This is a genomic window from Paenibacillus oceani (assembly GCF_014705615.1).
Taxonomy (GTDB): domain Bacteria; phylum Bacillota; class Bacilli; order Paenibacillales; family NBRC-103111; genus Paenibacillus_AB; species Paenibacillus_AB oceani.
Genome location: NZ_JACXJA010000029.1, coordinates 23,383 through 38,368 on the forward strand (window position 1 = coordinate 23,383; position 14,986 = coordinate 38,368).

Below are 14,986 nucleotides of genomic sequence, written 5' to 3' on the forward strand. Positions count from 1 at the left end.
AAGCTAATCTCGTCTTATCAGTAGAGGGTGTGATTCCGGCAATTCGCCGACAAAATAAACGCCTGCTGCTTCATAAAAATCTCCCGCTTGTGCCGTATAATGATCGAACACTTGCGGATACAGCTTCTGGATCTGCTCGTTCCGGTGCTCCAGCCAGACAACCGGATTGTTTCTCCGACGTCCTTCCTGGCCGTAACGCAGCGTGGAGCTGATATCGTGAATCGTCATCGCCGCGACCGTATTCGATCTGCCGTCTTCGGCGCCCGGCCGGTGGAGGAATGCGTAGCTGACCGCCTGGTCGTCGTCCAGCAGATTCGTGCGGCTGCGGTCCGTCGCGGTGGCGTCATAGACGCGGCCGAGGCTGGTCACGAGCTTATAAGCAAACGAGCCTTCGATCGGAACCATCATGCCGTACCCGGACCCGATCGATACCGGATACAGCCAGATGATCTTAGAACGTACGGTCACGCCGCGGCGGTCGACCGTATGCGAACAATCGATCTCCGCAATCGGGCGGGAACGATCGTCTGGGTGAATGCCGATCATGCGCTGGACGAGACGTACCGATTGTACGGGGCGAAAGCCAGTCTGCCCGCTCCAATCCGTCACTTCCTCGTCGTCGATAAACAAGTGCTGGGATACGGCGAATACGGTTCCCGTCCGGTTATGCTCGGGCAGCCATTGGTGTGGATGTCCGGAGCCGGCCGGCGAGACGCTAAGGGCATACTCCTTGTTGCTCCACGGCTTCAGCACGTCATAACGTTTGCCAGCATCGATATGCGGCGCTCCGTCAGGCTGGCCGGAAGGCTTGACTACGAGCTCGGAGACGGCTCCGCCGCGAAACAGCATAAAGTCGTCGTGAAGATTTTTGCCGAAGTCGTAGTGGGCGCATCTTGTTCCCTTGTACGGAACAAGCACCTCCAGCCGGCGATTTCCGGTTATTTTGGCGTACAACGTTTCAGGGCTGTCGCTGTTGTCCCGGAGCAGCTGGACGAAATCCGTCTGCCGGCCGGATTCCGGCGATGCCTCGCTTGGCCCGGTCAAGGGCCCGCTCGATTCGTTCACGATATCGATCCATCCTTTCTGTAAGCGCACCTTTAACTATTCATCAAGTCCATCATATATGCGTCCGCCCGTTATTTCTACTAAAAATTAGGCGGCAGCCAGGAAAATACGTTCTTTTTCAATTTTCAGTTTTTTCATGGTATACTCGGAACATATATTCGACCTATTCGACGAAAGGCGAGTGCCGGTATGGGAGACAAGCAAGAGTGGGACGGTGTGCCCGGGCGGGATTGTCATCCTGTGCTTGCGGAATGGTTCCGGGATAAGTTCGGTCAGGCCACCGATATTCAGCGGAGCGTATGGGACCCGATCACGTCGGGCCGGCACGTTCTGCTGGCTGCGCCAACCGGCTCGGGCAAAACGCTGGCAGGTCTGCTTCCATGCCTGAACCGGATCGTCCGAAGGCGGAATGAACCGGAACAACGGGAAGGCGGCGTCCGGCTGCTGTATGTAACCCCGCTGAAGGCGCTGAATAACGATATCTACGATCATCTGCTCGGCTTTATCCGCGAGCTGGAGCTGTACGGCAGACGGCATGAAGAGAAGACGGGAGAGCCTTGGACTCCGATCCGGACCGGCGTCCGGACCGGAGATACGACCCAGAGCACAAGGGCGTCGATGCTCCGCAACCCGCCCGATGTACTGGTCACCACGCCGGAGTCGCTGTATATTCTGCTTGCCTCGGAACGGGCCAGACAAACGCTGAGAACGGTCGAGCAGATCATCGTCGACGAAATTCACGATCTGGCCGAAGACAAGCGCGGGATGCATCTGTCCGTTACGCTGGAGAGGCTGGAGCATTTGTGCGGCCGGCCGGTTCAGCGGATCGGGGTATCGGCTACGCTTAACCCGATGGAGCGGGTAGCTCAGTACTTGGGCGGATGGAGCGGGAACGGTCCGGACCTTACCCCGGCTGGAGCATCACCCGGGAATCGCCCGGTGACGATCGTCCAGAGCGCGATGGCCAAGACGTTCGACGTTTCGGTGACGATGACCGAAGTCCAGTCGATGCCGGGCCGCCGGTCGGACATTTGGACCGTGATCGCCGGCCGGCTGCTGGAGCTGATGGAAGACAGCCGGTCTGTGCTGATTTTCGTGAACAACCGCAGGCTGTGCGAGAGGGTGACGCTTCATCTGAACGATATGGTCGGCCTGGAGATGGCCAGATCCCATCACGGCAGCGTATCGCGGGAGAAGCGGCTGGAGACGGAGCGGGCGCTCAAGTCGGGCGAGCTGCGCTGCCTGGTCGCGACCTCCTCGCTGGAGCTGGGCATCGATGTCGGGCATGTCGATCTGGTCATTCAGATCGACTCGCCGCTGTCGGCCGCTTCCGGCATTCAGCGGATCGGCCGCGCGGGCCATTCCGTAGGCGACGTCAGCCGGGGCGTTATCCTCGCCCGCCATCGCGGCCAGCTAGCAGAATGCGCCGTGCTGGCGAGAGAAATTACGGCCAGGCGGATCGAGGCGATTCGTATCCCCGAAGGGACGATCGACGTGTTCTGCCAGCAGGCTGCGGCGATGGTCGCCGTCCAGGAGTGGCAGCTCGATGAGCTGCTGGCCGTTGTGGCCCGGAGCGACAGCTTCCGGAACGTCTCCCGCGAGCGGATGACGGAGGCGCTGCGGATGCTGGCCGGCTATTACCCGCACTGCCGGCCGTTAATCGAATGGGACCGGGAGAGCGGAACGCTTCGTCCGCTGCGGCAGACGAGCTCGGCGGTGCTGACCGGTGCGGGGACGATCCCGCAAAGCTCGGCTTATCCGGTGTATCATGCCGATTCGCGCGTCCATATCGGCGAGCTGGACGAGGAATACATACACGAGAGCCGGGTCGGAGACGTATTTCAGCTCGGGACGGCTTCGTACCGGATCGCTTCGATCAAGGGAGACCGGATCTATGCGTCGGAAGTGACGGGCAATGCGTTCAGCGAGATTCCGTTTTGGCGGGGAGACGGGCTGGGCCGCTCCTACGAGCTGTCCCGCAAGGTCGGCGCGCTGCTCGGCGAGCTGGACGAGCGGGCGGGCAGGGAAGCGGGCTCCGCGACGGCTTCATGGCTGACGGCGGAATACCGGCTGGACCTGCATGCCGCGGAAGCGCTTGTCCACTATGTGGACGCACAGCGGTCGGCCTGCGCGGTACCGAGCCACCGGAAGATCGTCGTGGAGCATTACGAGGACGAACTGAAGCGGCATCATCTGGTCATCCACACCGTATTCGGCCGTCAGACGAACCGCACCTGGATGCTGGCGCTCCAAAGATGGATGGAAACCCGCGTTACGACGAAAATCAGCTCGACCGTGCGGGATAACGGCATTGAGTTTATGTTCCAGGATTGGGACCCCGCTTTCGAGAGAGTATGGATGAGCGTAGGTGAGGATAATCTGGAGGAACTGCTCGGCGAATCGATTCCCTCTTCGCCGCTATTCGGCGTCACGTTCCGGCATATGGCGCAGACGTCGCTGTTGCTCGCCCGCGGCTTTAGCCGGATTCCGCTCTGGCAGCAGCGGTTGCGCAGCGAGCGGCTGCTGGAGGAGTCGCTGCCGTATGCGGCGCGGTTCCCGCTCGTACAGGAGACGATGCGCGTCTGCCTGCAAGAAACGCTGGAGCCGGAGAGAGTGAGGGAACTGTTCCGCGGCATCCGCGACGGCGCGCTGGAGGTGGAAGTGAAGCGGTCCGGCTACCCGTCGCCGTTTGCGGCCCAGTTTACGTGGGATTTCGTGAATGTGCTGATGTACGAATCCGATGCGGTCTCCAAAGATATCCAATACCGGCTGCTGTCGGTGAGCAAGGAGCTGGCCGGTCAATTTTTCGAGCCGTCCGCGTTCCAGTCGCTGATGGATGCGGAGGAGGCCCAAGCGTGGATCGACGACGGCGGTTACGGAAACATCCCTTCGGCAGACCGGCTGCAGCGTCTGCTGAAAAGGCAGGGGGATTTGTCGCAAAGCGAGATTCGCAGCAGACTGGGCGACGACAATCCCGCCGAGGAGGCGCTGGCCGAGCTGAAGCGCCGGGGAGCGATCCGCGATGTGAAGATCGGCGGAGAGCGGCGGTGGATTAGCTCAGACGAAGCGGATACGTACCGGTCGTTTCCGGAAGATCCCGAGTCGGCGTCCTTCGTGCTCCGCCGTTATGCGGAGCGGCAGATCGCCTTTACGGCGGAGCAGCTTCGGGACCGGTACGCGATCGGGCTTGCGGAAGCCGCAAGCTGGATCGGCCGCTGGGAAGAGGACGGCACGATCGAACGGTCGCCCTTTGCCGGCTCCGAGGACGAGAAGCTGTATACGAGCCGCAGCGCCGCGTCCCGGCTGCTGCGGTTTACGATCGGGCAGATGCGGCAAAGGACCGAGCCGGTCGGGCAGGACCGCTATTGCCGGCTGCTGCTCGACTTGCAGTTCGTCACGCCGGGCAGCCGGCAATCCGGAGGCGCGGGACTTCGCGAAGTGATCGGCAAGCTGCAGGGTGTGTTTTTGCCGGTGTCCCACTGGGAGTCATTCGTCTTCCCTTCGCGCGTGCCCGACTACAAAAAAGAGATACTTGATTTGTTGTGTGCTTCCGGGGAAGCCGTCTGGTTCGGCCGGAAAGAGGAAGGGGACAAGGAAGGGAAGGTGGCTTTTTTCCTGACCGAGTCCAAGGAGCTGTATGCGGCTCTGGCCAGCCGCCCGGAACCGTCCGCCGAACCGGAGCTGCTGGAGCTGCTCCGCGGCAAGGGGGCGAGCTTCCTCACCGCACTGAGCCGGGATACGGGTCTTGCCCCCTCCCAGCTAATGGAGAAGCTGCTGAGCCTCGTCTGGGAAGGCCGCATCTCGAACGACCAGTTCGCTCCGATCCGGATGCACGGATCTAGCTCGGGTTCACGCGCTTCGGCCCGCAAAGGATTCCAGTCCGGACTGGGGCGCTGGTATGCGATCGCGGAGGAGGAGCGGGTCCCGGAGGCGGGGGAGGCGGAGAAAACGGTCGTCGCCTGGATTCATCATCTGCTGCAAAGCTACGGAGTAATCACGCGCGACATCCTGGCCAGGCATCTGCCGGGAGAGACCGACCGTTTGCAGGATACGATCCGCAAGCTGGAAGACTGGGGGATGCTGGCCAAAGGGTTTTGGATCGAAGGGATTCCGTATATGCAAGTGTCGACCACGGATACGATCGACCGGTTAAGGCAAGCCTCCGGCAGCCGTGCCGGGGAGACGCTCGTCCTGTCGTCTGTCGATCCGGCGAACCCGTACGGGGCGCTGCTCAAGTGGCCGGAGGAACCGGCCGCCGGCTATGCGCGCAAACCCGGCAATTATTTGGTGTTTCAGGGCGGCAGATGGGTGCTGTGGATCGAGAATAACGGGAAACGGTTCATAACCATGGTTCGGGGAGAAACGGGCGAAGCGGGCGGAGTCGACAGCGGACTTCTGCTGGAGACGGTGCGGGTGATGCTGAAACAATCGGGTCTACGGAAAATCGTCGTGGACAGCTGGGACGGAACGGCCGCCCCGCAAGCGGAGGCGGCCGAAACGTTCAGGAAGATCGGGGCGGAGACGGACCGTAGCGCCTTCGTCCTCTGGCCGAGCAGCCTTAGAAACGGTTAGGCACTTCCGCGGATCAAAAGCGGGCTCATTATGTGGCCGGCACCATGCCGGACGCCAATATGTAGCTGAATACGGCGATCCCGGTGACTCCCAGTACGAAAAATACGATTCCCGAACGTTTCCTCAGTTGGAACATGCGGAGTATGCCTAGCGAGAGCATGGATAGGATAAACATCAGAAAGACGGCAACCGTGATAAAAAAGGCCGGCGACAAGCCGGAAATGTTGACAACGCTCATGAAGAAACATCCTTTCAGGGTTAAGTGCGAAAATGGGGTCAAGAGGACGGCTGACGCGGCTTGCCGGTCGACTTGCGGACGATCATCTCCGAAGGGAACCGGACGACCTGCCGCTCCTCACCGTCTTTACGGTTAATCCGGTCCACGAGCAGTTGAATGCCGCGGTAACCGAACTCGTAGGCAGGCTGAACCGCAACGGTAAGAAACGGGTCGAGTCTGGAGGCGAGTCCGACGTCTTCGAAGCAGGCGACGGACATCTGTTCCGGAACGCCGATTCCTTTGTCCCGCAGACAGGCGATGACGCTGACCGCCAGCACGTTGTTGGCGGCGAATATGGCGGTTGGCGGCTCGGACAGCGCCAGGATACGGTCCAGGAGGTCGGAATCGTCAAAATGGTTGAACCTGCATTCCATCACCAGTTCCGGATCGTAGCGGATGCCATGCTTCAGCAGCGCTTCCCGGTAGCCGGAGCTGCGTTCCCGGGCCGTAGACACCGTAGAACTGCCGTTGACGAATGCGATCCGCTTGTGGCCGAGCGAGATCAGATGCTCGGTCAGCCGGAGCGCTCCGTCACGGTTGTCGCCCAGCACCATATCGGCTTCCACGCCGGGCACTTCGCGGTCGATCAGCACGAAAGGGATCTGGTGCAGCCTCAGCATCGCGAGATGTTCCGCTGACGCATCCGACGACGGAGCGAACAGCAGCCCGTCCACCCGCGTAGAGAGCACCATGTCCACATACTCTCTTTCCTTGGACAGGTTTTCGTCGCTGTTGCCGAACAAGAGCTTGTACCCGAGCTTCAGAGCGGCGTCCTCCGCGCCGCGCGCAAGCGTCGTGAAGAACGGGTTCGTGATATCGGTAATCAGGAGCGACAGCATCTTCGTCTCCTGCTTCACCAGACTGCGCGCCGTCGAATTCGGGACGTAGTTCATCTCCTGCATGATTCGTTTGACCTTTTCCCGTGTATTGGCGCTGATTCTTCCGGAGTTGTTGATCACCCGGGACACCGTCATTGCGGAAACGTTCGCTTGCTTGGCGATATCGTAAATCGTTACCATACGACCGTCCTTCGATTTATAGTCTCTATTATTGTAGTGAATTATTGAAGCTGCGGCAAGGCTTCAATCATCTCTTGAAAGGAAGAAGCGCGATGGAAATCACCATAGAGGAGCTTGTCAGCCGCCAGAAGTCGTATTATGACAGCGGTATTACGAAAGATATCCGTTTCCGTCTCGATATGCTGCAGAAGCTGAGAGAGGCGATTCGAGGGGCCGAAGACCGCATATTCGAAGCGCTCAAACACGATTTGAACAAACCGAAGGCGGAGGCGTACGGTTCGGAAATCGGCTTCCTGCTTGCGGAGATCACGTTCGTAATGAAGCGTGCGGCGGCCTGGGCCAAGCCGAAGAAAGCCAAGACGCCCTGGTTGCTGCTCGGCAGCAAAAGCAGCATCGTCCCGGAGCCTTACGGAACGGCGCTTATCATATCGCCGTGGAACTACCCGGTTCAACTGACGTTCGCCCCGCTGATCGCGGCGATAGCCGCAGGCAATACGGCGGTGCTGAAGCCGTCGGAGCTTACGCCCGTGGTATCGTCGCTGATCGCCGATATCGTGCGGAATACGTTCGATCCGAGGTATGTCGCGGTCGTTGAAGGGGACGCCGAGGTTACCGGCCGGCTGCTCCGGCAGCCGTTCGACTGTATGTTTTTTACCGGCAGCACGCGCGTCGGGTCGATCGTCGCCCAGGAGGCGGCCAAAAGGCTGATCCCCGTAACGCTGGAGCTTGGCGGCAAAAGCCCCTGTATCGTGCATCGCGATGCCGATCTGTTGCTGGCTGCCCGCCGGATCGCATTCGGCAAATTTACGAATGCCGGCCAGACGTGCGTCGCTCCCGATTATGTATGGGTCCACCGGGAGGTGAAGGCGGAGCTGATTGACCGGCTGCGCCAGACGGTCGAGCAGTTTTACGGGAAAGATCCGGTCCGGAACGTCAACTATCCGAAAATTGTAAACGAGCGGCATTTCCAGCGCTTAAGCCGTTATTTGCAGCAAGGAACCGTCGCCTTCGGCGGGGAAACCGATACGCTGCTGTATAAGATTGCGCCGACCGTGATGGAAGACGTTCCCCTGGATGCGGAGTCGATGCAGGATGAAATATTCGGCCCGATTCTTCCGGTCTTCGAATACGGGGAGCTGGATGAGGCGATCCGTTTCGTTCTCGGCAAGCCGAAGCCGCTTGCGCTTTATTTGTTTACCGGGGAAGAAGCGGTCCAGAACAACGTTCTCTCGCGAATCTCGTTCGGCGGCGGCTGCATCAACGATACGCTGATGCATTTGTCCAGCCCGTATTTGCCGTTCGGCGGCGTTGGGGAGAGCGGGACGGGGAGCTACCACGGGGAATACGGCTTCCGCGCCTTCTCGCATTATAAGAGCGTGCTGAAGCAGACGACCGCGTTCGATCTGCCGTTCCGTTATCCGTCATCGAAGACCGGCTACCGGATGATGCGCAAATGGATGAAATAATTTAAAATCAGTCTGGAAATGAGAACATTTGTACGCTATAATGGGATATATTGGTTGACGACCCGTTATGGAGGCGGATACATATTGGATACGAAACGACTTGAGCGTTCCGGCTTCGGACCGTCTGCTCCGATGGAGCGGTTCGATCAGCTTAGGCCGGAACTGATGAGGTATTGTCTGAAAATAACGCGCTGCCGCTGGGACGCCGAAGATTTGCTGCAGGAAGCGACGATCCGGGTGATCCGTTCGCTTGAGGCGAATCCGGGCCGTGCGCTGTCCAAATCGTTTCTGTACCGGATCGCCGCGAATATGTGGATCGATCAGCTGCGGAAAAAGCGGCTTGTTTCTGAGCCGCTGGACGAGGAGCACGACCGTCTCGCCGTCCCGGAGACCGAGTTCGATACCCGGGAGCTTCTGGAGGTGCTGGCCGATCGGCTGTCGCCCAAATATTTGGTCATTTTGCTGCTGATGGACGTATTTGATTTTACCGCCAAAGAGACGGCATACCTCCTGACCGCAACGGAAGGCTCGGTCCAGATTACGATCAGCCGCGCCCGCTCCAAGCTGAAATCGCTTTCTTGCGACCGCTGCGGGGAGCGGGGACACGTCGCGAAGAGACGCTGCGGAGAAGTTCCGATTGCGGGAGGGCGCGGCTTCGAATCGCTTGTCGAGGCGTTCCGCAACCGGGACCCGCTGGCGATTTATTCGGCATACGTCGAGCTGTCGGGCAAGGGGAACCGCGTACCCCACGTCAAGACGACGGCAGGGAAGCTGTTTTTGACGTTCGGCCCCTCTGACGGCAGTAGGCGGATTGTAAGTTCCTGATGGAAGCACGGGGGAGAGGAGGAGTCATATGGCGGAAGTGAAGCTGTACGAGGCGGATTCGCCGGTTATCGGAACAAAGTGCGACTATGTCGTCATAATCCCCAGGCACAACGGCAAGTGGCTGTTGTCGCGCCACGCCCGGCGGGATACGTGGGAGTTCGCCGGAGGCCGGATCGAACCGGGAGAGACGCCGGAACAAGCGGCCCGCAGGGAATTGTACGAAGAGACGGGCGTTGTGAGCTGCCGGCTGTTTACGATAGCCGCGTATTCCGTTACGTTCTCGGGCAAGCCGGAGAGCTTCGGGATGCTCTACTACGCGGAAGCTTCGGCGCCGGGACCGCTGCCACCCTACGAGATGGCGGAAGTTGCGCTGCTGGAGCGAATTCCCGAGCGGCTCACATATCCGGCTATCTATCCCGTCCTTCTTCGCAAAGTGCGGGAAATGCTGGAGAGCGCCGGACCCCCCGAGCTTGGCGGCACCGTTTATTAGAGACTATTTATGGACTTGTCCCTTGTTCCCGTTTGGTTGTTAGAATGTCCGTTTTGTAATAGACTAAGAAGTAGGAGCTGCGGGATTGCAGCGATTATGGCCGTTTTACGGGAGGATCGTCATGAACGCCCATCTGTTGCATTTTAAAGATCAATTGACGGACGATTTCCAATTCAAGTTTATCAGACACAAAGGACTCAAATTCCAGCAGTCGCTTCATATGCACGATTACATTCAGATTGCGTACGTCGTCAGAGGCGTGGGCAACCATCACTTTCTCGATAAAACGCTTACCGTCGGAAAAGGCGATCTGTTTATTATTCCGCCTTTGAAAGCGCATAGCATTAATACGATAGACGGTAAAGAATTGGAATTTGTCCTGCTGGACTTTATGCCGGCGTTTCTCGGTGACCATCTGAGACCGTTTTCACGTTCCGTTTTCCATCATGTCACCCAGTTCGAGAAGTCGGGAACTTCTTCGGAATGGCTGCAGCCGTGGCTGCACATCTCCCAGGACAAGCAACTGCTGGTCGAACAGCTGCTTCAGGATATTCAGGAGGAGATTGAGGAGCGGGAGGAAGGCTATGAGTTTTCCGTTCAGATCAACGTAGTCAAGCTGCTGATCCTGATCGACCGCGAATTCCGCAAAACCGAGCGCCAGCGTCATCAAGCCGCCTGCCAGAAGCCGCAATATCAGCAGTTCCAGGATGTGGTCCGTCATATTCATGAAAATTACGGACAGGATATTCCGCTCGAACAGGGCGCTTATATTGCCAATATGACGCCGGCCTACTTCAGCCATCTGTTTAAGAAGGCGACCGGGCAGACATTCGTCGAATATCTTCACGAGGTACGGATCGAGCGGGCCAAGGAGCTAATCCGGCTTGGTGTGCATACGATGACGCAGATCTGCTTCCAAGTCGGCTTCCGGCATCTGAGCCATTTCATCCGTACGTTCAAGAAACGGACCGGCCTCACTCCGACCGAATACAAAAAATCGGTGATGAATAACTAAAAAATGCGAGTTTAAAAAGTCCGGTTTTCAGCACCCAGAAGATGGGATGAAGCTAGGAGATGAGGAGCGGAGCGCAGATGGAAGCTTTTGTGAGCACCGGAAGTTCCGGCTGAATTTCATATTTGATGTCGAGTAGGCTTCGTGATCAAAAGCGGATTTTTTGAATATCCTCTAAAAATAAATCAATCGTAATAATAAAATAGTGCAAGAGATGCCAGCCGTTACGCGTTATAGTACGTGTAGCGGTGTTGTTTTTCGATAAGGAATTGTGCTTTGCCGGTTTGAAGGGGCGAATGAGCTTTCCTTACCAATTTTGTCAACTTAAAAGGAGTCGAACTCAAGCCATGAGTATTTTAAAGGTGGGTATTATCGGACAAGGTCGTAGCGGTCGCAACATTCACGGCAACCAGCTGATCCGGATGTCTGACAAGTTTAAGATTACTGCAGTAGCTGACGGAATGGAAGACCGCCGCATCCGCGCGGAGAAGGAATATGGCTGCAAAGCGTATGCTAGCTATGAGGAAATGGTTGCGAACGAAGACTTAGATCTCGTCGTAAACGCTTCCCCAAGCGATTTGCACTATCCGATCTCGCTCGACCTGCTCCAAAAAGGATTCAACGTGCTTTGCGAGAAGCCGCTTGCCAAAACGCCTGAAGAAGTGGACAACCTGATTGCCGCTTCGAAAGCATCCGGCAAAGTATTGGCTGTATTTCAGCAGTCCCGCTACATGCCGGCATTTTTGAAAATGCGCGAAATTATCGATTCCGGCGTGCTCGGCCGCATTGTACAAGTTGACTTTACGAATAACGGATTTGCCCGCCGCTGGGACTGGCAGACGCTGCAAGAAAATAACGGCGGAAACCTGCTCAACACGGGCCCACATCCGGTAGACCAGGCGCTGCAACTGTTCGGAACGGACATCATGCCTCAGATTACTTGCATCATGGACCGGGCGAACACGTTCGGCGACGCCGAAGATTATGTGAAAATCATTATGCGCGGACAGGGACGTCCGACGATCGATCTGGAGATCTCGTCCTGCTCGACATATCCGAGACCGCAATTTACGATCCAAGGAACGAACGGCGGCTTGACGGGCAATACCCAGAAGCTGCAATGGAAATATTTCAAGTCGGAAGAAGCGCCTCATCAAGAACTGACCCGCGGTCCGCTGTTTAATGCCAATGGCGATCCTGCTTATTGCAGCGAGACGCTGACTTGGTACGAGGATTCGTGGCAGTATGCGGCGGTTGAAGGTCTGTCGATGTTCGACAACAACACGGCGTCGCTGTATTCGATGCTTCACAATTCGCTGACGACTGGTGCAGAGCTCGAAATTACGCCGGAGCAAGTTCGCCAGCAGATGGCTGTTATGGCAGAATGCCGCCGTCAAAATCCGCATGTTTATGCGAACGGCTAAATCGAGATAGAAGGGCCCCAGACCGCTTGATGAAGCGGATCTGGGGCTTTTTGAAATCTGCAGAAAGTTTAAGTTCTTTATCGTGTTAAAGGGAAGGGTTGTCTTACTTGGCGTTAGTGAACGTATATTCAGGTTCGACGACTAACGACTAACGACTAACGAATCGTATCGCGCTTATGGCTGGAAAACGGCGTTATTCCGGGCTTAACGAATCTGGGGATCGTTATCGAACCCGAAAGCGGAAAATAACGATCCGAATTGAGGGAATAACAATTCAAGAGTTCGTTACAAATTCAAACGTTCGCATCCGGCTCTGATAACGAATGCTGGGTTCGTTAGCCATACAATCGCATGCGAAGGTACCGATCCCTTCCAACCTGCAAACGTAAGGGGTTGCACGTCAAAGAGGGGCTGTTCGAAAGTGTTTATAATCAGGGGGAAGGTCCCCCTTTTCTTCCGAAGTGGACTTGGAGCCGACGGGAACGGTTCGAGCCGCCAATGAGTTCAAGCGGGTTTCAAGCGAGACAACCAGTGAAAGGTGAGCAAGCAGCCTTTTGATCGTGCGGGACCTGTATCCTGACTAAAAGATGCCAAGAAGCAGGTTGTTGGCGCCACGGAAGAGCTATGGCCGATTAGGCTGAGGAATAGCGGCTTCCGCGTTGGAATTTGATTCCGCCGATATTACGAAACAAAGCCTGCAGTTTCGCAGGCTTTGGTGTTTCGTGCACAGCACAACCGGCGCAGGATGGTTTATCGCACGCCGGTTGCCTGTTACCCTTTGAGGCTGCTTGCTTCTGGCCTTGCCGCCGCTCCGTTCAGCCGCCGCCTGTCCGTCTCTTCAAAGTACTCGTCTTCTTATGTGTTTGACTTTTCATATGCGGCTGCTGGCCAGCATTAGGTTTATGCGAATTGTTGGCATTTGCTGACGCCGCTTTTTTCTCCGCCAGCTTTTGTTTGACTGCATCGGCGAGCGACACTTTTTTGGTCATAGTCCACATCTCCTTTATTAGTAGATATTCCTATTGTATAACGAAATCGTCCGTTTAGCAGAATCGGATGTCCAGATACGGCAAATCATACTCCAGATTGCGGCAAGTAAACGCGATCATCTCCTTGGACCACGGGTGCAAATGGTCCAGATCCAGGCTTCGGAAAGCGCCCGAGAGCACAAGCAGCTCCCGCAACCGGAGAAAATGCGGCAGACGCTGCAGCCATTGCGGGGACAACGTATGCTCCGTGCAATAACCTTCCATGAATGCGTCATAGAACCGTTGAGCGACAAAGTGACGGCGATCGGTCCCGTCGCTAGGAAGCGGCGTCGCATAAAATAGCGGATTCGCAATGTCGCACGCAAACCAGCTGTACTCGCATTCGTCGAAATCAAATAATGTCAGCATGCCGCCATCCACATGAAAATTGTTCATATGAATATCGCCGTGAATGAGGCCATAACTATCGGGACATCGCGGCAGTCCGCTCAGCAAGGACACAAACCGTTCCACCGGCGGCAAAATAGACGCATAGGATTCCGGCACATATTCGTGCAGCTGGGTTACATACTGGTTGTTCTGCCAAGAGCCGCGTACCGGAGCAGATTTCGGAACCGTATAGGATCGGGACAAGGCATGGATTTTGCCGGTCAGCCGGCCCAGTTCCCGAATCAGCTCGCCGTCTTCCGTATACGAACGGTGATCCGGCTTGCTGCCCGGCGCACGAGCAAACGCCGACGCGATGAAGCAGCAATCTCCCGAGCCGATGGTGACGATTAGCTCGCCGTCCGGAGTACGGACCGGTACAGCCGCATTAACGCCGTGTTCGGTTAAATAGCGAAGCCAGTCCAGCTCGGCCTGAACTTGTCCGGCGCTCCGGTGGGAGCTGTGTATGACTCGCAGGATATAAGGCTTGCCGCCGCGGCTGGAGGCGTACACAAAGTTTTGGAACCCGTGCAGGTTGGTCAAGTCGTTCGGATCAAATCCGAACCGGACGGCACACTGATGGAGCAAGGTATCGTTAAATAACATGCGAATTTGTTGATGCAAGCGAACGTTTCCTCCTTCTATTCGGATTACGAACAGATCGGGGAACCGCTTGTCTCTTCCGGCATCAGCAGCAAAAGCAAGCAACGCTTGAATCGTTGCACGGCAGCACCTCCTTTACATGATTTGAAGCTGTATAAATGGAGACGAGGGGAGTCGGGCCCCTGTCCGAGATATCGCGCGGGTACAGGGACATGGTGGCTGTCACCCTACAGTCAGTCGCCCCGTCACCGTCTGCTCTTCCGACCAGCCGGCCTTGTCATCGCCCGGACTCCCGTAACGCCGCCAAATACTTGCGAACTTCTTTGGGGGTTCTGAAGATAACCACCTGGTGGCTGGCGCGAACTTCGTCCAGCTTGGCAAGCAGCTTCGGTCTGTTCCGCTTGCGGAAATTCCAGACCCAGCGCAGGAAAGCGAAGTCGAGTTTCTCTTCGCATCCTGCTCCCATATCGGCACGGGATCGCCCGTGGTACTGTACCCTTCGCTTGATGACGCGGTACAAGCACAAATAACGGGGGAAGTCGAACAGGAAAACCGTATCCGCCCGGTCTAGCCGCGTATCCAGTGTCCGTGAGTAGTTGCCGTCCATGATCCAGCTGTCCGTCTGCATCACTCGCTCCAGTTCCCGGTCAAACGATTCCGCTTCAGTGGCGACCCAGCCGGGCTTCCAGTAATACGCATCCAGATGAACGACCGGCAAGCCTGTACGTTCACCGACCTGCCTGGAGAAGGTAGACTTGCCCGACCCGGCGCATCCGATTACGAGGACTCGTTTCAATGTCCGGCTCCTTTCCTGGTCT

Annotated in this window: 12 protein-coding genes; 6 read left to right on the top strand and 6 right to left on the bottom strand. The window is 57.1% G+C overall.

Going from position 1 to position 14,986, the window contains the following annotated elements; all coding sequences use genetic code 11:
- Window positions 1–3: 3 nt before the first annotated feature.
- Complete coding sequence (locus tag IDH45_RS20550; RefSeq protein ID WP_190930011.1) at window positions 4–1,065, bottom strand: hypothetical protein; 1,062 nt, start codon at window positions 1,063–1,065, stop codon at window positions 4–6.
- A 189-nt stretch (window positions 1,066–1,254) separates the two neighbouring features.
- On the opposite strand from IDH45_RS20550, the gene IDH45_RS20555 reads away from it, so the two are divergent.
- Window positions 1,255–5,637 carry a DEAD/DEAH box helicase gene (locus IDH45_RS20555; RefSeq protein WP_190930012.1) on the top strand — a complete coding sequence of 1,461 codons (4,383 nt, stop codon included), beginning with the start codon at window positions 1,255–1,257 and terminating at the stop codon, window positions 5,635–5,637.
- 28 nt (window positions 5,638–5,665) lie between these two features.
- Here the strand turns inward: IDH45_RS20555 and IDH45_RS20560 are convergent, their stop codons facing one another.
- Window positions 5,666–5,875, bottom strand: a complete 210-nt coding sequence (locus tag IDH45_RS20560; protein ID WP_190930013.1) for a hypothetical protein — start codon at window positions 5,873–5,875, stop codon at window positions 5,666–5,668.
- A 38-nt stretch (window positions 5,876–5,913) separates the two neighbouring features.
- On the bottom strand, window positions 5,914–6,933 hold the full coding sequence (locus IDH45_RS20565) for a LacI family DNA-binding transcriptional regulator (protein WP_190930014.1): 1,020 nt from the start codon (window positions 6,931–6,933) through the stop codon (window positions 5,914–5,916).
- Between the two features lie 92 nt (window positions 6,934–7,025).
- Between IDH45_RS20565 and IDH45_RS20570 the strand changes: the two genes are divergently transcribed.
- From IDH45_RS20570 to IDH45_RS20590, 5 genes are all read left to right on the top strand, one after another.
- Window positions 7,026–8,399 (top strand): aldehyde dehydrogenase, encoded by a 1,374-nt coding sequence (locus tag IDH45_RS20570; RefSeq protein WP_190930015.1) that lies wholly within the window; start codon window positions 7,026–7,028, stop codon window positions 8,397–8,399.
- 84 nt (window positions 8,400–8,483) lie between these two features.
- A complete protein-coding gene (locus tag IDH45_RS20575; protein WP_190930016.1) occupies window positions 8,484–9,224 on the top strand; it encodes an RNA polymerase sigma factor in 741 nt (246 codons plus the stop codon).
- 28 nt (window positions 9,225–9,252) lie between these two features.
- Window positions 9,253–9,714, top strand: a complete 462-nt coding sequence (locus IDH45_RS20580) for an NUDIX hydrolase (protein ID WP_190930017.1) — start codon at window positions 9,253–9,255, stop codon at window positions 9,712–9,714.
- Between the two features lie 85 nt (window positions 9,715–9,799).
- On the top strand, window positions 9,800–10,729 hold the full coding sequence (locus tag IDH45_RS20585) for an AraC family transcriptional regulator (protein WP_190930018.1): 930 nt from the start codon (window positions 9,800–9,802) through the stop codon (window positions 10,727–10,729).
- A 344-nt stretch (window positions 10,730–11,073) separates the two neighbouring features.
- Complete coding sequence (locus IDH45_RS20590) at window positions 11,074–12,150, top strand: Gfo/Idh/MocA family protein (RefSeq protein ID WP_190930019.1); 1,077 nt, start codon at window positions 11,074–11,076, stop codon at window positions 12,148–12,150.
- Between the two features lie 815 nt (window positions 12,151–12,965).
- Here the strand turns inward: IDH45_RS20590 and IDH45_RS20595 are convergent.
- The 3 genes from IDH45_RS20595 to IDH45_RS20605 all read right to left on the bottom strand — a co-directional run bounded on the left by IDH45_RS20595 (window position 12,966) and on the right by IDH45_RS20605 (window position 14,964).
- Window positions 12,966–13,139, bottom strand: a complete 174-nt coding sequence (locus tag IDH45_RS20595) for a hypothetical protein (protein WP_223836833.1) — start codon at window positions 13,137–13,139, stop codon at window positions 12,966–12,968.
- A 54-nt stretch (window positions 13,140–13,193) separates the two neighbouring features.
- Window positions 13,194–14,189: a phosphotransferase enzyme family protein gene (locus IDH45_RS20600; protein ID WP_190930021.1), complete on the bottom strand. Its 996-nt coding sequence runs from the start codon at window positions 14,187–14,189 to the stop codon at window positions 13,194–13,196.
- A 256-nt stretch (window positions 14,190–14,445) separates the two neighbouring features.
- Window positions 14,446–14,964 (bottom strand): DNA topology modulation protein, encoded by a 519-nt coding sequence (locus IDH45_RS20605; protein WP_190930022.1) that lies wholly within the window; start codon window positions 14,962–14,964, stop codon window positions 14,446–14,448.
- Window positions 14,965–14,986 lie beyond the last annotated feature (22 nt).

Excerpts from the sequence above, each read along its gene's own strand:
- IDH45_RS20555 (WP_190930012.1), top strand. The coding sequence starts at position 1,255 with ATGGGAGACAAGCAAGAGTGGGACGGTGTGCCCGGGCGGGATTGTCAT.
- IDH45_RS20560 (WP_190930013.1), bottom strand. The coding sequence starts at position 5,875 with ATGAGCGTTGTCAACATTTCCGGCTTGTCGCCGGCCTTTTTTATCACG.
- IDH45_RS20565 (WP_190930014.1), bottom strand. The coding sequence starts at position 6,933 with ATGGTAACGATTTACGATATCGCCAAGCAAGCGAACGTTTCCGCAATG.
- IDH45_RS20570 (WP_190930015.1), top strand. The coding sequence starts at position 7,026 with ATGGAAATCACCATAGAGGAGCTTGTCAGCCGCCAGAAGTCGTATTAT.
- IDH45_RS20580 (WP_190930017.1), top strand. The coding sequence starts at position 9,253 with ATGGCGGAAGTGAAGCTGTACGAGGCGGATTCGCCGGTTATCGGAACA.
- IDH45_RS20590 (WP_190930019.1), top strand. The coding sequence starts at position 11,074 with ATGAGTATTTTAAAGGTGGGTATTATCGGACAAGGTCGTAGCGGTCGC.
- IDH45_RS20595 (WP_223836833.1), bottom strand. The coding sequence starts at position 13,139 with ATGACCAAAAAAGTGTCGCTCGCCGATGCAGTCAAACAAAAGCTGGCG.